General features: G+C 47.2%; 19 protein-coding genes. 5 read left to right on the top strand and 14 right to left on the bottom strand.

The features are described from left to right. Positions 1 to 113: 113 nt before the first annotated feature. Positions 114 to 2,408, top strand: coding sequence for a 5-methyltetrahydropteroyltriglutamate--homocysteine S-methyltransferase (gene metE, locus NZ043_RS23720; RefSeq protein WP_339309378.1), 2,295 nt, complete (start codon positions 114 to 116; stop codon positions 2,406 to 2,408). Positions 2,409 to 2,589: 181 nt separating this feature from the next. Here metE and NZ043_RS23715 read toward each other — a convergent pair whose 3' ends face one another. The 7 genes from NZ043_RS23715 to NZ043_RS23685 all read right to left on the bottom strand — a co-directional run bounded on the left by NZ043_RS23715 (position 2,590) and on the right by NZ043_RS23685 (position 8,024). Beyond that, positions 2,590 to 3,141: a redoxin domain-containing protein gene (locus tag NZ043_RS23715; protein WP_339309377.1), complete on the bottom strand. Its 552-nt coding sequence runs from the start codon at positions 3,139 to 3,141 to the stop codon at positions 2,590 to 2,592. Between the two features lie 2 nt (positions 3,142 to 3,143). Then, on the bottom strand, positions 3,144 to 3,857 hold the full coding sequence (locus tag NZ043_RS23710) for an ABC transporter ATP-binding protein (RefSeq protein ID WP_339309376.1): 714 nt from the start codon (positions 3,855 to 3,857) through the stop codon (positions 3,144 to 3,146). Beyond that, positions 3,850 to 4,671: an ABC transporter permease gene (locus NZ043_RS23705; RefSeq protein ID WP_339312847.1), complete on the bottom strand. Its 822-nt coding sequence runs from the start codon at positions 4,669 to 4,671 to the stop codon at positions 3,850 to 3,852. Before NZ043_RS23705 ends, NZ043_RS23710 begins: the two co-directional genes overlap by 8 nt. Positions 4,672 to 4,699: 28 nt before the next feature. Further along, positions 4,700 to 5,278 (bottom strand): nitrous oxide reductase accessory protein NosL, encoded by a 579-nt coding sequence (locus NZ043_RS23700; protein ID WP_133384709.1) that lies wholly within the window; start codon positions 5,276 to 5,278, stop codon positions 4,700 to 4,702. Continuing rightward, positions 5,275 to 6,663 carry a NosD domain-containing protein gene (locus tag NZ043_RS23695; RefSeq protein WP_339309375.1) on the bottom strand — a complete coding sequence of 463 codons (1,389 nt, stop codon included), beginning with the start codon at positions 6,661 to 6,663 and terminating at the stop codon, positions 5,275 to 5,277. The genes NZ043_RS23700 and NZ043_RS23695 overlap by 4 nt, the downstream gene beginning before the upstream one ends. Positions 6,664 to 6,981: 318 nt before the next feature. Further along, positions 6,982 to 7,656 carry a bacillithiol biosynthesis deacetylase BshB2 gene (gene bshB2, locus NZ043_RS23690; protein WP_036608086.1) on the bottom strand — a complete coding sequence of 225 codons (675 nt, stop codon included), beginning with the start codon at positions 7,654 to 7,656 and terminating at the stop codon, positions 6,982 to 6,984. 23 nt (positions 7,657 to 7,679) lie between these two features. Continuing rightward, complete coding sequence (locus NZ043_RS23685; protein ID WP_017688572.1) at positions 7,680 to 8,024, bottom strand: YojF family protein; 345 nt, start codon at positions 8,022 to 8,024, stop codon at positions 7,680 to 7,682. 266 nt (positions 8,025 to 8,290) lie between these two features. Here NZ043_RS23685 and NZ043_RS23680 point away from each other — a divergent pair, with 266 nt between their 5' ends. The 4 genes from NZ043_RS23680 to NZ043_RS23665 all read left to right on the top strand — a co-directional run bounded on the left by NZ043_RS23680 (position 8,291) and on the right by NZ043_RS23665 (position 12,869). Next, positions 8,291 to 9,076: a DUF817 domain-containing protein gene (locus tag NZ043_RS23680; RefSeq protein ID WP_091030684.1), complete on the top strand. Its 786-nt coding sequence runs from the start codon at positions 8,291 to 8,293 to the stop codon at positions 9,074 to 9,076. A gap of 225 nt (positions 9,077 to 9,301) precedes the next feature. Then, positions 9,302 to 9,889 carry a TetR family transcriptional regulator gene (locus tag NZ043_RS23675; RefSeq protein ID WP_339309374.1) on the top strand — a complete coding sequence of 196 codons (588 nt, stop codon included), beginning with the start codon at positions 9,302 to 9,304 and terminating at the stop codon, positions 9,887 to 9,889. A gap of 1 nt (position 9,890) precedes the next feature. Then, the gene (locus tag NZ043_RS23670) at positions 9,891 to 10,589 is read left to right on the top strand and encodes an ABC transporter ATP-binding protein (RefSeq protein WP_339309373.1); all 699 of its coding nucleotides are present in this window, start codon (positions 9,891 to 9,893) and stop codon (positions 10,587 to 10,589) included. A 30-nt stretch (positions 10,590 to 10,619) separates the two neighbouring features. Beyond that, positions 10,620 to 12,869 (top strand): ABC transporter permease, encoded by a 2,250-nt coding sequence (locus NZ043_RS23665; protein WP_339309372.1) that lies wholly within the window; start codon positions 10,620 to 10,622, stop codon positions 12,867 to 12,869. Between the two features lie 43 nt (positions 12,870 to 12,912). Here NZ043_RS23665 and NZ043_RS23660 read toward each other — a convergent pair whose 3' ends face one another. The 7 genes from NZ043_RS23660 to NZ043_RS23630 form a co-directional block, all read right to left on the bottom strand. Continuing rightward, positions 12,913 to 15,456: a glycoside hydrolase N-terminal domain-containing protein gene (locus tag NZ043_RS23660; protein WP_339309371.1), complete on the bottom strand. Its 2,544-nt coding sequence runs from the start codon at positions 15,454 to 15,456 to the stop codon at positions 12,913 to 12,915. Next, positions 15,453 to 16,598 carry a glycoside hydrolase family 88 protein gene (locus NZ043_RS23655; RefSeq protein ID WP_339309370.1) on the bottom strand — a complete coding sequence of 382 codons (1,146 nt, stop codon included), beginning with the start codon at positions 16,596 to 16,598 and terminating at the stop codon, positions 15,453 to 15,455. The genes NZ043_RS23660 and NZ043_RS23655 overlap by 4 nt, the downstream gene beginning before the upstream one ends. A gap of 67 nt (positions 16,599 to 16,665) precedes the next feature. Beyond that, positions 16,666 to 18,723, bottom strand: coding sequence for a glycoside hydrolase family 65 (locus NZ043_RS23650; RefSeq protein WP_339312845.1), 2,058 nt, complete (start codon positions 18,721 to 18,723; stop codon positions 16,666 to 16,668). Positions 18,724 to 18,766: 43 nt separating this feature from the next. After that, positions 18,767 to 21,061 (bottom strand): AraC family transcriptional regulator, encoded by a 2,295-nt coding sequence (locus NZ043_RS23645; RefSeq protein WP_339309369.1) that lies wholly within the window; start codon positions 21,059 to 21,061, stop codon positions 18,767 to 18,769. Between the two features lie 87 nt (positions 21,062 to 21,148). Next, a complete protein-coding gene (locus NZ043_RS23640) occupies positions 21,149 to 23,380 on the bottom strand; it encodes a glycoside hydrolase family 88 protein (RefSeq protein WP_339309368.1) in 2,232 nt (743 codons plus the stop codon). A 1-nt stretch (position 23,381) separates the two neighbouring features. Then, positions 23,382 to 24,710, bottom strand: a complete 1,329-nt coding sequence (locus NZ043_RS23635; protein ID WP_339309367.1) for a Gfo/Idh/MocA family oxidoreductase — start codon at positions 24,708 to 24,710, stop codon at positions 23,382 to 23,384. Next, on the bottom strand, positions 24,707 to 26,245 hold the full coding sequence (locus NZ043_RS23630) for an extracellular solute-binding protein (protein ID WP_339309366.1): 1,539 nt from the start codon (positions 26,243 to 26,245) through the stop codon (positions 24,707 to 24,709). The genes NZ043_RS23635 and NZ043_RS23630 overlap by 4 nt, the downstream gene beginning before the upstream one ends. Positions 26,246 to 26,248: the final 3 nt, after the last annotated feature.

Raw genomic sequence — 26,248 nt, 5'->3', positions numbered from 1 at the left:
ACTCCTTTGGATATAGCCTCAGGCTATAACTAGGTATAATTTAATGGAATTACATTATAACTCTGAATCTGTGATAAATTTTGTGTAACATAAAAGCAGAGGGGTTTTAAACGATGACAAAAAGCAGTGTATTGGGATATCCGCGTATTGGTGCTGATCGGGAATGGAAGAAAGCGTTGGAAGCGTTCTGGGCAGGTAAGCTGGAGGAAACAGAATTTCACGCACGTTTGCAGGAGATTCGTATCGATCATTTGCGCAAGCAACAAGCAAAAGGCATAGACATCATTCCGGTTAATGACTTTAGCTATTATGATCATATCCTGGATACGGCCGTGATGTTTGGCATTATTCCTAAACGTTTTGCTTATGATGGTGGTTCCGTTCCGTTGTCCGTATATTATGGCATTGCCCGGGGAACAAAAGATGCCGCAGCAAGTGAAATGACAAAATGGTTTAACACCAACTACCACTACATAGTACCTGAACTGGACGGGGCTTCCCCAACTCTGACGGAAAACAAACCACTTCTCGCTTATCGTGAAGCAAAAGAAAAACTCGGCATTGAAGGTAAACCGGTTATTGTTGGACCGCTAACCTTCCTGAAGCTCTCCAAAGGTTATGATAAATCCGAGACAGATGCTTGGTTGGACCGCTTGCTGCCACTTTACACTCAATTGCTTCAAGAACTTGCAAGCGAAGGCGTTCAGTGGGTGCAGATCGATGAACCTATCCTGGTAACCAAATTAAGCAATGAAGACGTACAGCGTCTGAATAAAATATATAAAACATTTGCCGCAGCCGTTCCAGGCCTGAATATTATGTTGCAAACGTACTTTGAATCTGTCGAAAACTACAACGATATTGTTGCACTGCCAGTTCAAGGTGTAGGACTTGATTTTGTACACGGACTCTCTGGTAACACACAATCCATTCGGACATCCGGTTTCCCGGCAGACAAAGTGCTCGGTGCAGGTATTATTGATGGACGTGGGATCTGGAAAGCTTCCCTTCAAGCAAAACTGAACTTGCTGAATGAATTAACTGAGTTCGTGACACCTGAACGTATCATCGTGCAATCATCTTGCAGCCTGCTGCATGTGCCAGTTACAACAGAACGTGAGGTAAAACTTACACCCGAACTGAAAAATGCTCTTGCATTCGCAGATGAAAAGCTGGATGAGATTGTTCTTTTGAGTGCAGCCTTATCTTCACCAAGTGCAGAGATTACCACCAAAATAGACGAAGCAGAGCTTCCTCTTCAGGCGCTTCAGCAATCCGAAGACCGAAATCGCACCGCTGTACAGAAAGCCGTTGCTTCCATCAGTGTCCAACAGCCAGAGCGCTCCCGTCCTTTTGCAGAGCGTCATGAAGCCCAACAGGCCAAATGGCAATTGCCACTCTTCCCGACAACAACGATTGGTAGTTTCCCACAATCTGCTGAAGTCAGAAAAGCACGTCAGTTGTGGCGCAAGGGTGAGTTGAACAACGAACAGTATGCTGCCTTCATCCGGGATCAGATTGATATCTGGATCAAGATTCAAGAAGAGATCGGAATTGACGTACTGGTGCATGGTGAGTTTGAGCGTACCGACATGGTTGAATTCTTTGGCGAGAAACTTGCCGGTTTTGCCTTTACACAGTTCGGCTGGGTACAATCATATGGTTCCCGTTGCGTGAAGCCACCTATCATCTTCGGAGATGTTGCGTTTACTGGTGAAATGACGGTTGAAGAAACGAAATATGCCCAATCGCAGACTGAGCGTCCTGTCAAAGGCATGTTGACTGGCCCGATTACCATCATGAACTGGTCATTCGTACGCGAAGACATTGCTCGTGAGCAGATTGCCTATCAATTGGCGTATGCGTTGAGACAGGAAGTCGAAGCACTTGAACAGGCAGGCATTGGTATGATCCAGGTTGACGAGCCGGCTGTTCGTGAAGGGCTTCCTTTGAAAGAAAATGAACAAGCTGATTACCTGGCTTGGGCAGTCAAAGCGTTTCGTATCTCCACGTGCACGGTGCATGAAACGACTCAAATTCATACGCATATGTGCTATTGCGAATTCCATGACATGATTGATTCCATTGAAGCTATGGATGCGGATGTTATCTCCATTGAGACATCCCGTAGTCACGGTGAACTGATTCATAGTTTTGAAGAAAATACGTATGAGCTCGGTATCGGTCTTGGCGTATATGATATCCATAGTCCACGTGTTCCGAGTGTAGATGAAATGAGCAGCATGATTGAACGTGCCCTGCGTGTTCTTGATCCGAAGCTGTTCTGGATTAACCCGGACTGCGGATTGAAAACCCGTGGACAAGAAGAAACGGTTGCTTCTCTGCGCAACATGGTTGATGCAACCAGAATCGCTCGTACCAATCACGCTTCAGCTGCTGTATTGTAATCGGCTGCGAAGCAGCATATCTTCAAAAGCAAAAGTAGCAAAGGCGGACACCCCTTCGTTAGATGGGTGTCCGCCTTTTTATGTTATATTTTTGTAGTTACTTTTAACATACATTCATCTACTCCAAATTTGGGCGATCTCGAGCGTTCCTGCCCCTTTTCTCACCATCCAACGCTTACAACTAGATACTCTCTTCCAGCCATTGCTGCAATGGGATATCCTCGGTCAGTTCGCCAAGCAATATATGACGGAACTCCCCTTCCTTATCAATTACCATCGTTGCGGGCAAACCCGTAATACGATACATACCTGATATATTGCCCGTCACATCAATGATTACCGGAAAATCAAACGCCTGCTTATCCATGAACTCACGAATCGTGCCCTTCGATTCCCCCACGTTAACAAACAGGGTTTCCACGTCGTTCTGATAGTCCTGAGCAATCTGGTGAACGAGTGGCATCTCCCTTACACAGGGTGTGCACCATGAAGCCCAAAAGTTAATCATGACGGCTTTGCCACGATAATCCGATAGCTTGACTTGTTCGCCTGCTGAATTAACCGCTGTAAACTCAGGAGCCACGGCACCAGCTTCAATGGCGTTACCTCGCCGAGATTCGGGTGTCGATACATTTTCGAAAATGGCCCATGTACCTGCTAACAATGCGATCACACCAATCAAAATTGTAAGTGTACGTCTGCTTTTAAAACTCTTTTTCTGCAATATACTCACCTTCACTTTAAACCAAGACTTTGATGAAATGCTGCTTGGAGCGAACCGAATTGATCACAAAAGTCATGAGTGGAGCCCTCTCCAACATTACGTCCATGGTTCATGAATATTACCTGATCCGCAATATCGTCTGCAATCTCCAGCTGATGAGTCGAGAACACGACCATGTGACCATCCTGTTTTATTCCCTTGAGCAGCTGAGCTAATTCCTGCATCCAAAATGGGTCCAATCCATTTGTTGGCTCATCCATGATGAGCAGTGGTGGTTTGGACAGTACAGCCTGGGCAAATAACACACGTTGGCGCATGCCTTTGGAGAAAGTCGTAACCCGGTTTTTCTTTTGATTTTCCAAACCTACCATGGTCAGTACTTCCTGTACTCTCTCCTTGGGAACTTTCCTCAGAGAAGCCCAGAACAGAAGCATTTCCTCCGCACTCAGTCCCTGATTAAATTGATAATCATCCGGCATATATCCAATCTGCTCTGAATAACGCTTGCGCTCGTTCAACCATCGCACATTGTTCACCGCAACCTCACCGGAGGTAGGCCGAAGAATTCCTGCGATCATTCGCAGAACCGTGCTTTTCCCTGCGCCATTCCCTCCACAGAGGGCAAGCACTTGGCCAGAATTCATGTGAAAGGAGATATCCTCAACAATCGGTTGCTTTTTAATGGATTTGCACAATCCCATCACTTCGAGCCCCGCTTTATCCATGAGAACGCCCCCTCTCCCAGATCGCGTATACCGCCAGGACAGAGCAGGTGATCCAGAACAGGCATATCCCGATGAAGATCCAACTGCCACTTGGTTGCTGCACCCACTCCACCCATCGATAATATTCTGGTCCCAGTATGGAGCCGCCTCCCAGTTTGATCACGACATACAAACGTACCAGCTCGGCCGGATTGATAAGTGTTAGTATAATCAACAGCGGTTTGACCCAAAGATAAGGCATTAATCCCAGCACAGAGAGCAATAACGTCGGCCATCCAATGACAGCGAAGAACCATACGGTCACGGATATGGTTAACGCCTGCCACCGATTGCGCGACAACGAACCGATAAATAGAGCCAGCGTCAGGAATAACAACACCAGTCCACAGGAAAAGGTCAGAAAGAGAAGATATGTCACGGCATCCAGTGGATTCCCGATTACTCCGCTAATGACCCCCATCAGGCCGTATCCAAACGCAACAATGGTGATCAAAACAATCGACAGCCCGAGATACTTGCCCACAATAAAAGACATCGTGTCGATGGGATACGTGGATAGCAGCTGCCAGCTGCCGTCTTCCTTTTCCGATGTTAATGAAAAGGAACCGAGGAATAGCGTCATTAATGGCAAAAGGTAGAGAATGAGATTTAACATCGAACCTGTGGTGCCCGAATATCCCTCAACCAGATTCTGTGAATTCAGAAGTAACAAGCTTAAGCTAAATGTGCAAAAAAGAATCAGAAACGAATATGCCCAAGGATTGCGAAATCCCATTTTCACTTCTCGTCTTGCAATCTGTATCATATCTGACATCATTGATCACCATTTTCTATTGTCATACCTAGTGGCCTGACTCTTCTTTCATCTCACCTTCCTGGTGTGTTCCTTCACTTTCAGCTTGGTCACCATGTCCCTCATCATGCCCATGTTCACCCATCATGTCCATATTTTCTGTATTCTGTTTCCAGTCATGCGAAGCAAGATCCTCAGCGGTCATAACCGTCCCCACACCTTGTTCTGCAACGAATGCTTCAGCTGAAGCCTTGTCCTTAAAGTTAAGAATTCCATAGGCCATAGGCGTCCGCAATGAAGCATCGTATACATACGTGGCTTTGCTGTATTCAATCCATTCTTTGTCATTATAATCACGCACATAGTCCATACCGATGTTATCTGTACCATTTTGTGTTTTCCACTGGTTCATGCAGCCGATATCATCGAACTTGTAATTTTGGCCGTCTTTCGTAGTGAGCTGTGTTGCATATGCATCGTCCTTCACCTGCATTTTACAGATCGCACAGATATCCACGTCTTCATTGATCGGCAATGCCGCGTATTTTGTTCCACAAGCGGTTAACAATAACATGCCAAACATAAGTACCATGAACATGGACCATCTTCTGGTCAAGCGTTTGTTCATTTTCGTAATACCCCCATATAGATGATTATAAAAGTTGCCATACCCAACAGAACTAGTCCTATTATCCAAACCACAGGGTTACCTGTAGCTATGTCCACTGGCATGTGCAGATCAGATCCCGTATCCATGCTCATTCGTGGCGACTTATCGGTAGTCCATTGTTCTCTGCCTTCTGTAAACAAGTCACTTAGAAAGACCATGCCCGGCGATTGGAAAAAGAGCTGATACGCAGAATTTCGACTGACCAGTTGCTCATAAAAAGGATTAATAGCATAGGAAATTTCACTGATCCCATCCTGATTCAAATCGAGCCCCTGAAAGGAGTCCCAGTAATTCTCCATCATGATATTATTCGGGCTATCCAGCGCTGAAGCTTCAATAACATTGGATACCAATTGGTTACCTGTAAACTTATTAGCTTCTGCCAGAACCAGCTGGATACCAACAAAATTCCGAAGCACCGCATTGCCGCGGAACTCATTGTCCGAGGATTCTGCAATATTCATGCCGACACGATTACCCTCCACCACATTGTTATGAATTGAGGATTGATGCACGTCATACAACAGAATGCCTTGGGAATGAACATTAGTACTCTGTTTACGAAAAGAATTGCCCGATATAACCGTATTTTTGACGCCCATGATCATGGCACCTGTCATGTTTTGCTCTCCGGTATTGTTCATGACAGAAGAGCCGTCAATGTACATACAGTGGATGCCGTACCTTGTATGTAACAACCTGTTATTTCGCACGGTAGACCGGCGACTGTTCTCCAGATAGATTCCATCCCTCATGCCAGTGATCTCATTGGCTTCAATATAGCTATCATGGGAGTTGTACAGATCAATGCCATTGCCCTTCTGGCCACTGGAAGCAGAATCAGCCCCCATCCATGTAATGTTGTTCCGTTGAATCGTTGCATGACTCGAATTCCGAATGATCATCCCGTACCCCTGAGTCTGAATATGCAGATCCGTGATTTCACTGTTTTTCCCTTCAACCTGAATCGCTGCAGTCTGTTCATTCGTATCATGTTCAATTGTAAAACCGCTCAATTTCACCCCATCCGAGCGAATGATTATCGTAGAGGTGGCTTCCGCATTAACAACTATAACCGTAGGATCACCCTGAATGGTGATGTTTTTGTCAATCGTCACGGGTCCAGAATAACGACCTGATGTAAGTTCAATGACTTCTCCAGGTGCAGAACGGTCAATCATAGGCTGAAGGGGAATGAGCTCACGTTGTCCGGAGGAGGCCATGATTGCACCGTGCTGAAGAGATAGTAGGAGCATCATCATTCCGCTTAGAAAAATTAAACCCGTAACCCAACTCTTCTTACAACTGTTGAATGCACCCAATCCTGCCCAAGGATTACTCATGATTCAAACCATGCAATTCAGGCTTCTTGTTCAAGTTGCTTATTGCTGTGGCAATGTATTCAACGGGTCTTACGTTAATCCAAAATATACGTTGGTTGTACACACCATCCCTCCATTCCACTTAAAATCAACTCTCCATGTTCCTCATCCATTGAAGCAACGTAATAAATGAAGCGTTACCACAATCCTGATCACAGTGTACTTAAAATGATATTTATTCCATATAGCTCAATTAGGCTATAGACGCTACATTTTTGTGTCGATATTGTGATGTAAATCAAAAAAAAGCCGCCATATAGGCGACTTCTAAGTAACATATTATTCAAATGGATAGGTCCAAAATGTTTCTCTGCCAAAACGTTTCTTGATTTCTTCATTATTCAGCTCACGATTTCCTACAAGCTCTGCTGCCTGGAATTGTGAACGATGGGCACGAATGGACGCCATTTTCCGATCCAAAAATTCGGATACGTCAACAAATACATCCGGTTTGCCAATGTACTGTTCCTGATTATTAGCGAACGCAACGCAGTGAACAATCGGACGTTCATCCACAGGAAGTTTAGCGATTGTACGTATAACAGCGGCTCCTGTTGCATCATGATCAGGATGAACACTGTACCCTGGATAGAACGTAATGACCAGCGTGGGGTTTAACTCTTTAAGTAGCGACATGATGGTGTCTTCCAGTAACTGGGGGTCTTCGAACTCCAGCATTTTATCGTGGAAACCGAGCATTCTGAGGTCCTGAATACCAATCGCTTCAGAAGCTTCGATGAGTTCCTGTTTACGGATGGCAGGCAACGTCACTCGGTTGGCAAATGGAGGAATCCCCATGTTGCGCCCCATCTCGCCAAGGGTTAGACAAGCATAGGTTACATGGGCACCGCCATCTATGTATTTGGCTAACGTTCCCGATACAGAGAAAGCTTCATCATCTGGATGTGGATATACCACCAAGATGCGCTCATGCTCATTGTGTGTAGTATTCATGGTTATTCAATCCTCCGCTTTCATCAGAACATCTCTCGGCTTAATTGTAACGCCACAACCAGTTTACCTTGGCTGTCGTGACCGGCGAGAATCAGTCTTTCTTGTTCCTGCTCATCAATATGTGTAAGACCTTCGGCGTAAAGCCATCCCTGCGTTGTTTTCAGACCAACACGGTATGGACCTGTACCTGAAATGGACCCCTGCGTATATCGTATGGCCGCATTAGTAATGAATGCCGATGCTGGATGTTTTGTACTGTCCATGTGTTGTGCGTAAGCACCTGACGTAAGTTCTAGATGTACGTATAAGTCCTGATCAGCAAGATTATTGATCCGGAGCTGAATATCTTGAGGTTTAATTGGTTGCATAGCGGCCTCCTTGTCTAATGTAATTGTACGAATTTCATTTTAACATAACCAGAAGAGAATATACATGGAGTGGCCCTATCGCCTCTTATATAGTGTTCTCATGATGATGCCAGTTTGAAAACAAGAACAGATTTGCCCGTTTTTTTCTCTTTTTATTCATGGACCATATCTATATTATGAAGTGTAGGCAAAAACGTCCGTGATGAAGAACCTTTAATCTTAAATGAATCTTGCTCCAACATGTTTGGAAAGGAGTTTAACTCAACTTGAAATCTCTAATACAACTACTTCATTTTGGCTATCATCAGGCCATGAGCTGTATATTTCCCGTAGCGATCTTTGGAACACTGGCCCTGTCCAGCGTAATTCCTATTCCTTTCCTTCATCGGTATGATGCCATTCTGCTCGTATTACTTGCTGTGCAGTACCTGATGTATCGAAGCGGCTTGGAAACCCGGGATGAAATCAAGGTCATCTGTGTATTTCACATTATAGGCCTGGTGCTGGAGATTTATAAAGTATGGATGGGATCTTGGTCTTACCCTGAGCCAGCATACACCAAAATCCTGGGTGTCCCTCTGTATAGTGGATTCATGTATGCAAGTGTAGCCAGTTTTATGTGTCAAGTGTGGCGAAGACTGCGAATGGACATGACCGGATGGCCTGGTTTTGCACCTTCCATGCTGCTGGGAGCAGCCATCTATATTAACTTTTTCACTCATCATTTTATTCCCGATTTTCGCTGGTGGCTGACGGCGCTTGTATTTATTGTCTTCTGGAAAACCTGGATTATCTACCGGGTACGAGCAACGACCTATCGAATGCCGTTATCACTCGCTTTTATCATTGTCGGTTTCTTCATCTGGACTGCCGAGAATATCGCTACATTTTTCAATGCCTGGAAATACCCTGATCAGCATGATGCCTGGCAACTGGTTAGCTTTAGCAAAATTAGTTCATGGTTCCTCCTGGTCATCATCAGTGTCATCATCGTTGCGCAGCTCAAATATGTGAAAGCCAATCGAACCGCAGATGATTCAAAGTCCAGTTAACTATTTATTCTCTAACCGTAAAACAGCAGCAATCTTAGACTCGTACCTAAAGTCTTCGAATGCCGCTGTTTTTTTACTGTGCCAATACACCTCGAGATATACATTACATATGTCCCCCACCTGATCGGTGACACTTTCATTTGACAAAAGCGACATTGGTGTCATAAAATGATCAAAAAGCGACATTAGTGTCACTTTTCGAATTTATTACATTGGGAGGAAGCTATGACTCAGAAATCGTTGTCCAAAAAAATGATGATCCTTGCAGGTGCACATCAGGTATTTGTGCGAAAAGGATTCCATGCTGTCACGATGACAGATATTGTGGAGCAATGCGGAATTAGCCGCGGCGGTCTCTACCGATATTTCAACTCTACAGAGGAGATATTCAGAGCCTTACTGATGGAGAACAACAAACAGACGCAAGAAGCTTTCTCAGCTCAGATGAAAGCACATATGCCATTTCAGCAGATCATGGTTGCATTCTGGACAAGTCAACGGATCGAGCTAACTGAAATCCATGACAGTATTATGACCGCTGCGTACGAGTTTTTCTTGTCACACCGCAATGCAGAGGATCGTGAGTTGCTGCACCGCCAACAGGATCATAGCATCACGGAGCTCAGTCGACTGATCGACTATGGGGTCCAACGTGGTGAAATACAGGTTGAGGCAAGCCGCACGGCTGCTGCTCATATTGTTATTTTCCTGGAGGGACTAAGAGTGCTTGCCCTGTCTACCGATCTAACCGAAGATTTTATTCGCGAACAGCTTGATTTCATCCAAATTCATCTTTATGAAAGAAGTGTGTAAGATGAAGATCGCCATCTCCGTTCAGAATGTAACGAAACATTTTAAGAAAAATGAAATGATACTAGGCGAAATCAGTCTGGATCTCGCTGAAGGTGAATTTACAGCCATCATTGGCCCAAGTGGCTCCGGAAAATCCACGCTGCTAAATCTAATGTCAGGACTGCTCAGACCCTCGAACGGTCACGTCTTCATCAATAACCAGGACATTACTGAACTGAACGAGGATGCACTTGCCGACTTTCGCAGACTGCATCTGGGGCACATTTTCCAACACTACCATCTGCTCTCTCATCTTACGGTTCGAGAAAATATATACATTGGGCTCTCTGGAACTAGTGAACACCACACGGTTGAGGAGCTTGCTGCACTTCTGGGGATTGAGGGCATACTGAATCAGTTTCCCGGTCAACTGTCTGGTGGGCAACAGCAGCGGGTAGCCATCGCACGTGCATTAATTAAGAGGCCTCGTATCTTGTTCTGCGACGAAGCCACGGGTGCATTGGATGAGACGAACAGCAAAAATGTGATAACCCTTCTTCATCTTGCTCGGCAGCAATATGGAGTGACCATTGTGTTCATCACCCATAACCCTGAAATTGCCAAGACTGCTCAGCGTGTAATTACAATCAAGAACGGCTCCGTCTATCAGGATCGATTGAACGAGCACCCAATTACTGCTGCGCAGATGCATTGGGCATAGATATACTCACAATGGGAAGGCGGAAGACTAATGCGCTATCTTAACAAGCATGTGTACCGTGTATTGAAGCAAAACCGTGGATACACCATCCTCTTGTTTCTCATGGTAGTGCTGACTTCGTTTATGTATTTTTTTGTGGAATTCTCGGTGGATCGTAATCAGGTTCATATTCAAGAATACGCTGAGACACAACATTTGGAGGATTTCCGCTTCCAATTGCAAGAAGATGCAGATCGTTTACATGTTTTAGAGGAGATACATACAGAAGCTATTATCGAAGAAAAAAGATTCAAAAAAGTTACACAAGACAGTACAAATTATTATCTACTATCTCCACCCAAGAAGCTTAATGTACCTTATCTATCGGAAGGCCGACTACCGGTAGCTTCTACGGAAATTGCCCTAATGCCGCAGTATATGGATAAGCATGCCCTGACTATAGGAGATTCGATTACCATTAAAAACCGTGATCTCACTATTGTTGGTTCCATGTTTTTGCCAGACTACCAATCGTTTATTCCTTTTAATGACCTGAAGCAGGATTACAATCAAGCGACATTTGGAGTCGTTACCCCTGATGTGTACCATGAGATAAACGGACAGGAAGAGCGCTATTATGCAGCTCAGTTCAAACCAGGTGTGGACTCCGGCTCAGCTGAAGTGCGTATAAGTAGTGATCCCGCCTTCTCATATTTGGCTTTCGATTCTGGACTTGAGAGCAGCACCGAACCACTGACCGCAATTGATTCCAATCAAAGTCTGGCCCCGAGCTTTCTCTTCTTGTTTACACTCATTACTTTGTTTATCTTCTACATGTTCTACACCCGTTTCGTCCGTCTTCACCGTCAAGATTTCGGTTGCTTCAAGGCAATGGGATATACGGCAAGACAGATCAGCCACGCATCACTCGTTTATTCACTGATCCTATCGACAGCAGGAGGACTCGTCGGGATGGTTTTGGCTTTCTTCGGTTCCTCTGTCCTAATCCATATGTATGCTCAAATGTACTCCTTCCCCTTCTGGGAACGAGGCCTTGAACTCCGTTCTATCTTGTTTGGGCTTTTGATTCCTATCATCGGAACGGTGCTGGTCACCTGGATGTCTATCGTTCCTTTTTTGCGCCAAGAGACCTTTCATGTCATGCATAACACGATTAAGCCTCTTCCGAATGGAAGATTAACCACAGCTCTTCAATCCGTAATTAGCCTTTTGCCGGAACGATTAAGGCTTCCTCTGCGCGTCGTGCTTCGCAAATGGAACGCCATTTTCTTAAGTGCAGCAGCAATTTTTCTGATGACCTTGTTATTTATCATGAGTTCTTCGTTGTATCAATCAAGTGGTGCCGCCCTGGAATCACAGACGACAGGCATGCACTACAGGTACGATATCCGTTATCCCAATCTGAAGGAAGATGAAGTAACATCGCATAGGTCCAGCATGTACTACCTCAGACAGTCCGTACAGCTCGTGGAAGTTGATGGACAAAAACTCTCAGGAGAGTTGGTCGGCATGGATGATCAGGGAACACAGGTGCAACTTATGAATCATGACAACACCCCCATTCTGCCTGCTGAGCTGGATGGTATCGTGGTGAGTGAGGCGACCAGTTCGATGTATGACATCCAATCCGGAGATACCGTTCAACTGATTATTAATCATCAACCACATAACGTCTCAGTCCGTGAGATTAGCCGAAATGGTGAAGCAGATACGATCTATACATCCAAAACACAATTAGCGAGGTGGATGAACGTTAGCCCCTCCATGCATAACGGGGAATACAGTAACGATAGTTCTCAGGATTTAAATGCACGAGTGGTCACTGCCGAGGACAAGTTAGCTGCTCTGCGTAGCGATGCAGTATCGAGCCAATCCAGTGCTGTCATTAATCAAGTGGCAGGGATTCTTGTCGGTTTCCTGCTGATATATCTAGTCATTCTGCTTAACGTTCAGGATAGCCATAAGGATATGCATATCCTTCGATTGCTTGGATACAACCATCGAGACATTAATCGTATGCTCATTGATGTATACAAACCGCTATTTGTCCTGCTGTATCTGATTGCTGTACCCGTTGCGATCCTGGCAGCACGTGCAATCTTGCGCATGATCTCATTACAGACCGGGGATTATATCCCGTTCCAGATTCACTGGTGGATTCTTATCCTGATCCTCATACTGATATTGCTTCAATATCAGTTGGTCGTCTCCTTATTTAAAAGAAAAATGTTCCAGCAGTCGCGAGTCAAGGAGTTCGCCGATAGCCTTGGCAGTTATTAGATTGGTTAGATCCCTATGAAAAATGCCGCCAGATGGCGGCATTTTATTCATTATTTATCCCAAACATTTTTCTCTCCAGAGTGAGTTCCCCACCAACTTCAATTTCAAGCTCATAGATGCCATTATCATCAAGTTCACATAAGCAGGCACTTCTGCTGATCATCTCGCATCCGTTCACCCATTCAGGAATATGAAGCTTCGTATTGATCCGCCGGTCCGCGACAAGTTCTGCCCGGAAGAAGCCCGAGCTCCGGTTCCATGTACAGGACATTCGACCTCCTGGTATGCACCAGTCATGAATGGAACCCCGTACCCACCGTTCTGGCAATGCCGGCAGTAACTTGATCCACTGTTCTGACACATAGAGCAGCATTTCCTGTACTGCATTAACCCAGCCCATATTGGCATCCAGCTGAATCGGAGCAGCGGGCATGGACATACATACCCCCATATTACGCCAGTCATTATGCAAGGTATACCCATTACTCAGTACACAGGAGCGCGCAAGAATATCGAGACTTTCCAGCGCCCGCTCACCATTGCCAAGTCGAGCATATATAGACGACATATGTGCAAGGGACCAACCACTCTGAGCACCAAGCCTTCTCTGATCAACTGCTGTCTCGAACGCTTGGAAAAGTTCTGGCTGTTCTTCACGGGTGACCTCCTGTCCTGGAAAAACAGGATACAGGTGTGAAAGATGACGATGATCACGTCGATCTTCAAACGCAGGATGCAGCCATTCTTTCACAGCTCCCTCCGCTTCAATTAGATAGTCGGGCATATGCTCCAGCATGGCTTCCCAGCACGGAATCTTAGTCGCATGCACTCCAGTTAGTCGACTGGCTGCAATGACATGCTGTAGCAGTTCTTTAATAATGGCAATGTCCATGGTGGCGTTAATGGCTGTAGGCATAGGGTGGGCCAGTGGCTGTCCATGCTTAGGCATAAAATTCTCAGGTGTATTCTCTGGCGAAACAGACGGGTATATCTTATATTTGCCGTCTTCACCCAGCACCAGAAAATCTTCATAGAACTGAAGGGCCTCCTTCATGAAGGGCAAAGCTTCCTCCAGCAGAAACTGCTTATCCCCAGTGAACTGATAATGTGCATAATAATGTCTGGCGATCCATCCCGCTGCTCCCGTCCAGTTCATGATTACGGGAACAATCTGGTTAGGCACCCCGATACCCGGTGTTGTTCCAGCGGGAATGTAAATTCCTCGGCAGCCATATAACTTGCGAGCATTGTCCCGAAAGTCATCCATTAATCCGTTGTAATAGCGGAACAACGAACGATTCAGATTGGATAAACCACCTACGTCAGTGTGCCAATACATCATTTGCACATTCTCATTAGCCATATTGTGGCCCCAGATCAAGCGATAATCACCACCCCACAAGCCGTATAATCCAAATGGCAATCCGCTATGTTCAGAGGTTCCGCTGATAAACAGATACCGACCATAGGCCCACATCTTGCGCACGAACCCTGTAGGTGCTTCACCTTCATAGGCTTCCAGAAGCAAGTCTTCATTACAGCGTCCGTCATCTGTTTTATCATCCAGATCAAGCTCAGCGGACCGAAACAGCGGTTGATGCAGTGAGATATGCCGATCCAGCAACGTATTGTAGTCGCTCTCAAGCGATGCGAATTCCTGCTTCAACCGTGTCCATTCCTGCGCTCGTCTGCCCGTAGTAAACATTTTAACAAGCACAAGCACTTTTCCAGAGGTCTGGAAATGAAGTTGCCTGCTAAGCATGTCTTTGTTAGTTTCGCTTTCCTTTTGTTGATCATGACTCGCACCAGGTATTTCGTTCAATTGGATCAGTCGCAGCACCGCTCCGTAGTCCTGTCCATCGTCATTTCGCCCCCCATAGCACAGGTAGTCTCCACTATCATCCCGATCAATTCTTATCGTTATAGACGACTTTAGTATGTTGAATTCGTCATCTTCTCTTACCCGGTCGCCCTGCGGGAATTGAAGGCCTATCGTCCCCGACAGCAATGAATGCTCAGCCGAACCTGTTCCCTGCGCATTTGCTCCATCTTTCACTCTATGAGTCTCGATCTTATAGACAACACAATCGTCTGCACGCGAGACGAACAGACTTCTTGTATAGTTGTCACTTCCGTCCTGCCAGCGCACATGAACTTCCCCTGTGTCCATATCCAGTTCCCGCCGGTATTTGCGAAAAGCGTTATTACACTTCATTTTCACCGTCATTGTAGCCAGTGGATATCGGGAAGACAACTTGGACGCGTAACCTTCTGCTTGCAGTGTACGGGTCAGATGCCAGCTTGCCTCTAAATATCGTTCCTCATCCATTAACTTACGAGTTTCTGATAAGGTATGACTGACATCGGGCAGCTCATCTTTGCGCCCCCAATGCCATAATTCACTGTGCTGCAAGAGCACAGTTTCCGTCTGAATTCCGCCTTGCACTGAAGCACCAAGCTTACCGTTTCCGGAAGGAAGCGCTTCTCGCCACAACCCTTGCCACCAGGAAGAAGGATATTTCAGCAACATCTTGTTCCTGTCCGGCCGTATGCCTGTAGTGTCTGTGTGATCAGTGTGTTGGTTCACGCCTTTTCCGCCCCAAGTCTCTCCATCTCAATACTGGCTAGCAAGAACGGGGCTACGCCCATCTGTACATCGCTAACAACCTGTTCACTGATGTAATATTCATAAGAACCGTCCCGATACTTCTTCCCACCGAGTCCGGCACCATGACAGATGTGGTGAAGATGCACCCCTTTTTCATCTTCAGTGACTAACTGCTTCAATATTCCAGCATAGGCATGATCAACGACTTCACGGTCCAGTTCAGCCAGATAATGTAACCGGACGCCTTTCGCGAGTGCATAGGTCAACATACAGGAAGCAGAGGCTTCCAGATAATTGCCGGCTCTTCCGTTCTGATCCATCACTTGGTACCAGAGTCCACTATCATGATCCTGAGCATGGGCAATCGCGTATGCCATTCGTTCAAATATGCCCATAATCTGTCCGCGCTGTGGGTGATCCACTGGAAAGTGCTCCAGTGCATCTACCACGGCCATTGCATACCATCCCATGGCCCGGCCCCAAACATGAACGGATCGACCAGTATCTTGAGCGCACCAGCGTTGTTCCCTGCTCTCATCCCAGGCATGGTGTAGTAAGCCATTACGCGGATTACGGGTCTTTCGCTCGATCAACAAAATCTGTCGTGCCACTTCATCGAAGCTCTCGGGATGATCGAAGGTGCTCGCATATTCCGCCAAAAAAGGTGAAGACATATAAATGCCATCCAACCACATCTGAAATGGATATATTTTCTTATGCCAGAATCCACCTTCACTTGTCCGTGGTTGTCCTTTAAGCTGGTCAACCAGGTGCAAAATTGCTTTAGCATATTTTTCATTGCCGGAATTCTTCCACTGGTTGAACAGATTTTTGCCTTCATTGATCATATCCAGGTTGTAATCATTCAACTGGTAGGTCCGAATAGTGCCGTCATTCTCGATGAGGTCATCCATGTGACGCTGAACAAGTTCCGCGTAGCGGGATTCTTGATTCCATTCGGCGGCGCGTTCCAGTGCCATCAACGTCATCCCGCCCACATAACCCCATTTGCCTGCAATCTTGGGATGATTGCCATTCTGGCATTCGGAAAGCAAGGTATCTGCTATTTTGACAGACATTCTCCGTTCTTGTGTCACTGACTTTGTCGAAGTTCCAACCATATCGAAATCCTCCTTCTGATGGATTATGCCATCTGTACCGTTCATTCGAGGTTCAACGTTCTGATGATTACATCAAAGGATTAAGACCTTCCCACTTCACAATCCAGCTACCATCCCGTGGAAATCCCGGATTCACTTGTTCTCCCGCCCCTACCCAGCCGGCGGCCATCATGGCGACAGCGGTTAGGAGACCACCGTTCCCGGGAAGATATGCCCACAACCCTGATCTCTGATAGTTGTGTCCATTAGGCAAATACGTGTTCTTCGTGGCATCCATCATCAGGAAATCCACTGCAAGCTCTGGTTCATTCAATCTGGCTGCTGTCATCGCGCACATCGGAAAATCCCACCCCCAGGCGGATTCCCAGTCCCAGCATTCTTTGACCCTGAGCAACGTATTTCTCATGATCTCCGGATCGATTAATGAACCTGGCAATAGTCCAAGTGCTCCAACCATCGAGGGATGATCATGGTTTTTAACGGTGTAAGTGTCCGGACAATTCTCGTGTGCGAGATAAACTCCGTTCTCATGTCGAGGTTTAGCCATGTGCGAAGCCACTCTTCGCCAGTCTGGATTGGCTGGATGATTCAAACGCTCTGCCCAAAGGATGGCTATCTCCAAACCGAATTTCCAGTACTCCAGTTCATAGGGCGGATTCAAACTATCGTTCATGGCGTGATTCTCCTGCGCAGGGATAAGCGGCGGACCTAACACATACACTTGCCTTTTCCCATCCCAATGGGCATAGGACACCATAAAGTCAGCCGCTTCAAATACAATATCCTTATACCTTGTTAACATAGCAGGGTCAGGCCGGGACAGATAACACATCTCCGCTAGTGCCATGGGATGTGGTTGCTGCCAGATCAATCCCGGAGCTACTGGCGACGGAGTCTGATGCCCGTTATAACCCACCATTTTGGGCCATCGCGCACCGACATAACCTTGAGAGCGTGCCAGTTCGCGTGCTTCTGGCAGGATGGTCAGGTACCAGTCCATACTCTTGCACAACAGATCGGTCCGATTCCAGAGCGGAAAATGCGCTGCATGCCACCAATGCATCTCCAGATGCATTTTGCCGAACCAGCTGTTATACATATATCCGGTCTCTTGCGGTGGCATGGACCCACCACTGTGCACCGCACTCAGGAACTGGGATAGGACCACTCTACGCTCCAGTTCAGCGGCACGCGGATCTGAACTGCCTTCAAAATCAATCACTCCGCCATCATTCCAGAACTGATTCCAGTGGACCGAGCTTGATCGCAATACTGTATCTGCTGGCAAGGTTTCCGGTTTATGTGCAGCAAAAGATACACTGCACGACCAGATGTCCAAGTCTGGTACGGCCTTGGGAGATAGTGTGAATTCATGAGTTCCCGTCTGTTCCAGTTGGCCTGCGTCCCAGATCCATTCCAATGTATACTCATCTTCATCCAGCACACGTTTTAATGATGCAGAAGTCGAAGTGGCCGATGTCAGCACAGTAGAATGTCTGTCATGTTGCTTCCAGTCGGGGAATACTGATTTTGACCAGCTCCGGTGTGTCATATCGGGCGCTGGAAATACAACAAACAGTTGCAGACGCTGCTTACGGATTAATTCGGATTGTACACAAATGGCGATACAATCGAGCCGTGGGTCACAGGCTGTCTCTACACGTACTTCTTCCCCCTGCACGGTAAATTCACTGTGCAGAATTCCGGTCCATAGATTCAATTCCTGACGTACTGGGACGACATGGGTGACGTCCGTCTCCTGACCATCTTCTCCTAGCAAACGAAATGAAATGCGTCCAAGCTGAAGTCGATGCGGGTTCTGCCTAAGCCAGTGATAGGCTTCTTCCTTGTCTTCGGGCTTCATGGGGTATGGCACTTTGCGGCCATATGTCTCAAATGCCTGATAGACAATATCCTCATCTCCGAATACATGATGACCGCCCGTATAATGCCAACCCCAGTTGGATTGTGTACCAAGAGGTATTTCATACAGATCTGGATACGTTTGAAGTCCCGTAAAATCAGCACTGAATGCAAATTCTCCATTACCTACAGATAAAGGCGATCTGGGCTCAAGCTGTGTTAATACCGGATGATTCCTGGTGACGACCGATTGTCGATCCATCAATGGCTCTGCCTCCTTGTCATTCTATGGGTTCAAGTATGGATCAAGATTCCTGTAGCACACCCCTGCGGCTTCGCATTATCTCCCTGTACTTGCCCGGTGTAATGTCTTTGTATTTTCGATACACACGAATAAAACTGTTCTCATGCTGATAACCCACCATCGTTGCGATCTCGGAAATTCTATAATCCGTATCCAGCAATAGTTCACAGGCACGTTCCATGCGAAGCTTAGTGAAATATCCGTGGATGGTATCGCCCATTTCCTGCTTGAACAACTGACTTGCCAAACTGCTTCCGATCCCAGCATGCTCGGCAATCTCCTGAATGCTTACCGAGTCTTCCAGATGGTTGTTCATAAATGCAATCATCTGTTGGCACAGTATGAAATCCTTGCTAAGCATAAGGCTACCGAACCAATCAGCCAAACCTTCGATCTGGCTTCGCAGCACTTCACAGACAGCCTCCAGATGCATGGTCTGCATATCCACCATTTCGAGTCCGCAACCTTCTGTCTCGCGCTTCAGGCGAGTTCGTTCAAGTGTAGCTGCAACAGCTTCAAGAAAGGCCAGCGCTGATGAAGGGTGCCATTGCTCGTGCGTCATTCGACCAACTATCTTGTCAAAAGTCCTCAGGGCTTCTTCACCCCTGCCTGCTTCGACGGTCTCCGTCAGTTGAGTCATGAATTCAAGTTCTTCCAATGTATTCTCGGTCGGTTGCAGACCCGAGATCTCTTCAAACGAAATAACTCGTTCATACCCCAAGTAGAATCTGTAATCCAGCGCACTCTCCGCCTCATGCATGGCTCGCTGAAGTCGCATGAATCCGTCGTGCCCCCCGCTTACGCCGCTCGACACCTGAAACTTGAGCAAGCGAGGAATCATGCCAATCGTCTCTCGTATTGCTGTGGCTACGCTCTTGCTACCGCCAGAATGAATCGGTTGAAGCATCACGAGCATCCGGTCTCTGCCCAGATCGGCTGATAACACCCGCCATTGTCCAGACAACAGTTCAGCTATGATATTACCAATGGCAAATTTCAGCAGGGAGTGATCTGACTTCGTAAAACGCTCACACCAGGCCTTATAATTATCAATCGACAACATGGCAATAGAGAGTGGCTCATCGCTCCAATCCTTGAAATAACGGCACCATTTCTCGCTAATTTCCCGACTTCCTGTCATATGTCCGTTATAGATATCCGTCAGAAATTTGGATGAAGCTTCCGGAAGGGTCTGCCTGAGATTGATGGCCTGCTGAGCATGATCCGTTAGCAGTTGCCCCGTTATTTTCTCCAGATCAATCTGCTCCGGATGGATTCTCTCCTGGTCGTACCCGCTGAGCAGTTGTCTCATGCGTCTTACCGGTCTAAAAGCAGCTGCATTGTAAACTGTGATCGTAACCGCTCCTGCTACAAGAGCCAACAAAGATACGATAAAAACAATATTGCGGATCTTCTGTGCATTAGCGAGGAGACTGTCTTGTGATATCACGGACAGATAACGCCATCCGGTGTACGGTGAAATGGTCTGTGAAGCCAGTAAAAGCTTACCTTCATGTTTAAACTCGCCAAGCTTTTCACCATCCAATTGGGCGAGTACATGACTGACCGCTTCCTCTCCGACGGCATAATTGCCGAGATCATATAAAGGCTGGTTGTTGGTGTCGAGGATGAACCGATGGCTGTCAAGGTCGGAGACGGATGAGAGCAGCATGTGCTCGAACATCTTCTCTGTCTTGAAATTAACTGCGATAATCCCTTTCAACTCGCCAGCGATCATTATTTTTCGGTAAAGTGTAATTTGCGGCATGGACACACCAGACGATGTGGAAATCTCACGTTGCTTGACCAGCATGGGACGATCTTCAAGTTCATCGGCAACGCTAACCCAATCCGAATCCGGGAAATTAACTTTGCTGGAGCTGTAGCCTTGTGGGAACGCAACAATGCTCTCCCGATTCATATCAAAAATGTAAGCGCTCTTAATAAAGGACGTACTACTGATTAAGGTTTCCAGAAATTGTACCAGTTCCGTAATATTGCGGTATGATCCCTGTACTTCATTGGTGAGAAATCGGTATACATTACTGTTCAGTGCAATTTTCACCGCAATCTGATCACTTTCCCGGATCACTTCATCAATATCATTCATGCTGATACGCAGCATCTGGTGTTGCGGCTCACTTAATTCCTGCTGTAACACCGATTTGGAAGAATAATACGTCGTCATCCCCACCCCAATAATAATCATGAAGACAACAACAGTCAGAATCAGCAGCAGCCGGGTCTGGGTATTGGTGACATTGAATTTTAGCCACTTTAAGAAGGAAAGGGTCACAATTATCCCACCTCATATGCAATATACCGATATTATACCGTTCCCATATGCCCAATACGACCCGGTCCAACAGCCTATTTTCTCCCTCTAAAAAGATGATTTCTCCAATTTCTCCGGTGTTCCGACCCTTTCCGTAGCGAAAACCGGCGTGTTTGTCTGCCATTCTTGCATGGCAATAGTTTCAAGCCCAGCAAGAAGTACAATGCCGATCCCATGGGTATCATTCAGATTCCAACCCAGTTCATGCTTATAATAGTGATTCGTGAAGGAGTAGCTGGAGCCACGACATACGCCGTATACATTGCCTCTTTTATCAATTGTGCGCTCTGAAAGCCCCTTCCACCCTCGCTCCACCGCTTGTGCATAGGGTTTCGGATCTAACAGCCAGCCCATTCGAACACCCCGGGCATACGCATAGATGAACATGGAGGTACAGGATGTTTCCTCATATGATTCGGGGTCCGTTAATACCTGATGCCACAATCCGTTTCTGCCCTGCAATGGCAAGTACCCTTCACACAATTCCCTGTAGAACTGAATGAGAACTGTATAGGATGGATGCTCATGAGGAAGGGCCGTCAGCAGCTCCGATATGGAGAACAGCACCCAGCCGTTGCCTCGGCCCCAAGGGGTCCGTGTTGGCTCACCTCGCTCCACATCGAATACATGTGACATAATTTGCAGCTCTGGAATGTACAGATACTTTTTATACAAAAGAACCTGTCTTGCCGCTTCATCCAGCAGCTTATCGTCACCCGACCATTCGGCGTATCTACACAGGAACGGGATGCTCATATACAGATCATCACACCACATCGTGTTATCCATTGATCTGGAGACACCAATCTTGCGGTATAAAGTGCCATCTTCCAGACGGGACTGTTGATGCAAAATATAGTCAGCGATATGAGCTGCCGTCTCTGAAACGCCGTCCAACTTGCGTTCCCGATCGGCAAGCAGCATGGTGGCGCCGAAAGATCCACAGTCGTCCAGGCTGTCGATATGGGAGAGCTGATTATTCAGCCCAGCTGCACCATAACGTTCTCTGTCCCATAAGGAGTAGCTGAAACGTGAAGAGGCAAATTCAATGTGATTCAGCACGTAATCTCGAATATCCGATCGTTGACCCACTTTGCCAAGCTGAAGCAATCCGTATAACGTGACGCCCAGGGGATAGTTCCATCGGCCGAACCATTCATTTTCCAGAAATGGACGTACCTCTCCGTATGGCAGCTCTGTTCGCCAGTATACGTCTTCACCTGTTCCGCTACGAGTAGTCCGCTTCATCTTCTGGCAGGAAGCCAGATCAATCTCCTGTTCCGCTTGAAAAGGACCCAGGTACAGCCACTTGCCTCTATGCCCTTTCACATCCAGTGCGGGTGTCAACATCTCATCTGTAGTTGCATCCATACGGAATCCCCAATCCCGGTCTCCACATACACAGTTCGCTGTCAGATCTTGCACAGCAGCAGATAATGGCAGTTCGAAACGGAAAAGTCCGGCTTGCTCTTGATGGAATACCACCTTACCCTCCACCCAGAACTCAATCGGGCTGTAGGCCTCACCGGAGATTAGCACAGTCTCCTTGCCACAATTGGTACCATTTATCTTCGTCCATGCATACGCAGACATGCCGCTGGTCAGTCCATACATCCGTGCCAACTGCCCATAAGGCGATGCCTTCTCGGGGTCTTCCTCCCGAGGCAACCAGTTAACGCCAGTGGCCTTCTCTCGCATGGGGCCAGAAGGAATTTCCTGCAACGGAAAATCCAACGGCTCGCTGTAGAGCCAGCCTTCTTCCCCATCTCGTTCGAGCGAAGGTACAATGAAGTGAAGTGGTTTGTTCTTCCGGGAGCCAGTGCCAAACTGGCCACCTCCCCCATTTTCGCCTGATTTGAATTCAAGAACGAAGTGATTCCAGCCTCTGACCAGCCCACATTTCAGTTTCAGAACAGGTATCGCTGGATATTCCTCTTCAGGTGCAGAACCATAGATCAGCACGCCATTATGAAACAACCTAACAGGTCCGAAGCAGGTGATATGAAAAACAAATTCCTGATCACTGTCACTCCACAGTTTGGCCCATGCATAGACCTGTTGTCCTTTGCTCATGTGGGGAAATAAATCGCCCAGCGGGAAGACGTAGCGGTGATCATCGGACTTGCGCACAAGTCCTGGCCTACTCACTCTGTAGACCGGGGGATGCGGAGGATTGGCGCCAATATACCTTCCCGCAATGCTCATCAGGGCGTGCATATCGTCTTCACCACTGTGATAAGCCATACTCTCCTCCGGTTCAAAATACACAGGTCTGCTCATGTCACTTCTCCCTCCCTTTGTGTGTGGGCACTCTGCTGTTCCAACCACCCTGCACTTCATCTATGGAAATAGGCCGATGCTCTTCCACAGATCGCCACACTGCTTCTCCAGCGGCAACGGAATAAGCGCCGTCTTCAGCGCCAGACAGAATTCGGTAAGGGCGTTTCTTATCTTCGCCGAGGAAAATATCCTCCAGCAGCAGTGGATCTCCTCCTCCATGTCCGCCTTCACGATGAACAACATGGATCGTTTCTTTTGAACCAAAGAGCGGAAAGTAATCGATCGTCTGGACGGGTGTGGGAAAAGGCGTCCGGGCCGGCATATGATACTCCAATGTTTCTAGCCTGCCCTTCGTACCATTTATCGCCAAACGGTACCCTTCGTAAGGAAGTGAGAAATTGACCGAATAACTCATCAGCGCGCCGCCGCTATATTTCACGGTTGCGGCATACGTGTCTTCAATCTCAATGGTTGAATCGAAGATACACTGGTCGGGACGGTATGAAGTGTACGGAAACTCCTGCTGGCTTGTTGTACCGAGCTGGTTCAGATGGTCATCCGGTACCCGGATCTGACGACTGCGGGACGTCCAGCGGGAATAATAGGCACAATCTTCTGAGACATGACATGTTCGGCAATGTCTTCCGTCCTCCTGTGCCGGATTCCATTCACCTTCAGCCCCGTAATAGTTCAGTGCTCCATAGGCAAAAACTTCAACTGGCTTTTGATTGATCCACCACTGGACCAGATCAAAGTGGTGGGTACTTTTATGGACCGACAGACCGCCCGAGAATGCCCGTTCACGGTTCCACCGTTTAAAATAACTGGAGCCGTGATGGGTATCGATATACCAGTTAAGGTCGATGGAAGTGACGCGACCGAGTTTCCCCTCCTGAATTAATTCCTTGATACGCATGTGGATCGGCATATACCGATAATTGAACGTTACGGTAACGTTGCCCTTACTCCTTGCTTCTGCTTCCAGAATGCGTCTGGCATCAGCGCCTGTAGTCGTCATCGGCTTTTCGGTGATAACATCGAGATCCCGCTCCAACGCGGCGACAATATAGTGGGCATGAGTATCGTCCCTGCCAGCCACGATGATACAGTCAGGCCGAGTCTCATCAACCATGACCCCGAAATCCGAAGCTCCATATACCGCTACTTCTGTGTGCTCAGGAAAACGGGCGCGATAGACTTCGAATCGTGCAGGATCGGTGTCCAGCAGGGCGACAACCTCTGAATTATGAGAGAACAGCTCATGAATTGGTTTTGCAAATTGTCCCAATGCTCTGCCGCTGACCCCGCATAGGGCATATCTCTTTTTCATTTTCTCACCTTCTCATACCATTCCTGTACACGCTGGGTGACCACTTCGCCCCCGGAAGCATTCCATTTCTTCACATATTCATCATAAGCCTCGATCGGCAGCTCGCCGATGACAATCTTGGTCAATACCTCTTGAAACAACTTGTGAGACTGGATATCAGGAAAACCTTCATACACAAAGGCTGGCAGACCGTCACCTGCAATTTGCCGTGCATCGGCAGTGCTGACTTCGAACATGTCTTTGACCATTCGCTGCTGATCTTCCGGATATGTCTCTTCAATCCGCTTGTTCATGTCTTCTGCTGTGGTCAGATTCTTCATACCCAAGGCAAGCGGTTTGTTGTCAGCAGGTGGAAGAATGACTTTGCGTCCATCCTTGACTTCATGCTGCTCACCTTCAAGACCAAAGCGACCAAACTCATCATTTTCAGGATTATAGAAGAAATCCAGCAGTTTCAGCGCATTTGGCGCATTATCCTGTTTGGTGGCTGGGATCATCCATTCCGGTTCACCCATGCTTTTCTGGGTGACAAAAGCTTCAAACCCTTCGGCTTTGGGCAACGGCATTGCTGCAATGTAGGCATCTGGAGCCTGGGTCAGCATCGCATTGTACCGATCTCGCACATTTGCAGGCAAATGATACCAGCTGCCTACGAGGTTATTATTGATTTTGGCCTGCCACACTTCCCCTTTGTTCAGGAAGGTTTCATTGTCCAGCAGTTTTTCCACATATAACATGCGAATGAACTTGATTGCTTCCCGCATATTTGGGGTAGTCCCTGCGTACTGGATTTTTCCATCGTATTCATCCCATTCAGGATACCCTTCCCACATCGCCACACCATACATCGCGAACAGATGGTCCATCCATCTGCCGAATTCCCTGCCACTTGTTGGCAGTTCATCCGGTTTACCGTTGCCATTCGGGTCCTTGTCGCGGAAAGCCGTGAGCAGCTCGACATATTCATCAGTGGTCTTTGGCATCTCCATGCCCACCTTATCCACCCAATCCTGACGAATTAACGGTGCACGTTCAGGCACAAGGAATACCTTGGGCACATAATAGATTTTGCCGTCAGGGGAAGCAGAGCGTACTATATCCCAAGCTTCCTGAGGAATACTTTCCCACACATGCGGTGCATATTCAGGTAGCAGTTCATCCAGTGGTAACGCGCCTCCCTGCTGAATCAGTGTCTGCTCAATGCCTCCAATCGGACGCAGGATATCTGGCAGTTCATCCGAGGCAATCATCAGGTTTAAGTATTCGGATGGCTCCGAACCGGGAGGCGTTGTAATGAGTTCATACTGGACTCCCGTCTTTTCAGCAATGTATTTCACATGTGGATTATCCGCAGTTGGCAAGCTGCCAACGCCCATATGGCTTTTGAATACTTTGACTTTTACAGCTCCACCACTGCCTTCGCCGTTACCAACGTCATTTCCGGAACTTGTAGTAGCAGAGCCACAACCAGCGACCAACAGCATGGCTAGACTGAGCATTAGCGGCATCATCTTACGACTCAGTTGTTTTCTCATGGA

The organism is Paenibacillus sp. FSL k6-2145 (assembly GCF_037976585.1).
In the GTDB taxonomy this organism is placed as follows: domain Bacteria; phylum Bacillota; class Bacilli; order Paenibacillales; family Paenibacillaceae; genus Paenibacillus.
The sequence above is the reverse complement of the archived record's forward strand: the minus strand, read 5'-3'. Positions and strand labels throughout refer to the sequence as shown.

Bases quoted from the DNA above. Each gene is read 5' to 3' on its own strand.
- metE (WP_339309378.1), top strand. From the start codon at position 114: ATGACAAAAAGCAGTGTATTGGGATATCCGCGTATTGGTGCTGATCGG.
- NZ043_RS23710 (WP_339309376.1), bottom strand. From the start codon at position 3,857: ATGGATAAAGCGGGGCTCGAAGTGATGGGATTGTGCAAATCCATTAAA.
- NZ043_RS23705 (WP_339312847.1), bottom strand. From the start codon at position 4,671: ATGTCAGATATGATACAGATTGCAAGACGAGAAGTGAAAATGGGATTT.
- NZ043_RS23700 (WP_133384709.1), bottom strand. From the start codon at position 5,278: ATGAACAAACGCTTGACCAGAAGATGGTCCATGTTCATGGTACTTATG.
- NZ043_RS23695 (WP_339309375.1), bottom strand. From the start codon at position 6,663: ATGAGTAATCCTTGGGCAGGATTGGGTGCATTCAACAGTTGTAAGAAG.
- bshB2 (WP_036608086.1), bottom strand. From the start codon at position 7,656: ATGAATACTACACACAATGAGCATGAGCGCATCTTGGTGGTATATCCA.
- NZ043_RS23685 (WP_017688572.1), bottom strand. From the start codon at position 8,024: ATGCAACCAATTAAACCTCAAGATATTCAGCTCCGGATCAATAATCTT.
- NZ043_RS23675 (WP_339309374.1), top strand. From the start codon at position 9,302: ATGACTCAGAAATCGTTGTCCAAAAAAATGATGATCCTTGCAGGTGCA.
- NZ043_RS23670 (WP_339309373.1), top strand. From the start codon at position 9,891: ATGAAGATCGCCATCTCCGTTCAGAATGTAACGAAACATTTTAAGAAA.
- NZ043_RS23665 (WP_339309372.1), top strand. From the start codon at position 10,620: ATGCGCTATCTTAACAAGCATGTGTACCGTGTATTGAAGCAAAACCGT.
- NZ043_RS23655 (WP_339309370.1), bottom strand. From the start codon at position 16,598: ATGGTTGGAACTTCGACAAAGTCAGTGACACAAGAACGGAGAATGTCT.
- NZ043_RS23650 (WP_339312845.1), bottom strand. From the start codon at position 18,723: ATGGATCGACAATCGGTCGTCACCAGGAATCATCCGGTATTAACACAG.
- NZ043_RS23640 (WP_339309368.1), bottom strand. From the start codon at position 23,380: ATGAGCAGACCTGTGTATTTTGAACCGGAGGAGAGTATGGCTTATCAC.
- NZ043_RS23635 (WP_339309367.1), bottom strand. From the start codon at position 24,710: ATGAAAAAGAGATATGCCCTATGCGGGGTCAGCGGCAGAGCATTGGGA.
- NZ043_RS23630 (WP_339309366.1), bottom strand. From the start codon at position 26,245: ATGAGAAAACAACTGAGTCGTAAGATGATGCCGCTAATGCTCAGTCTA.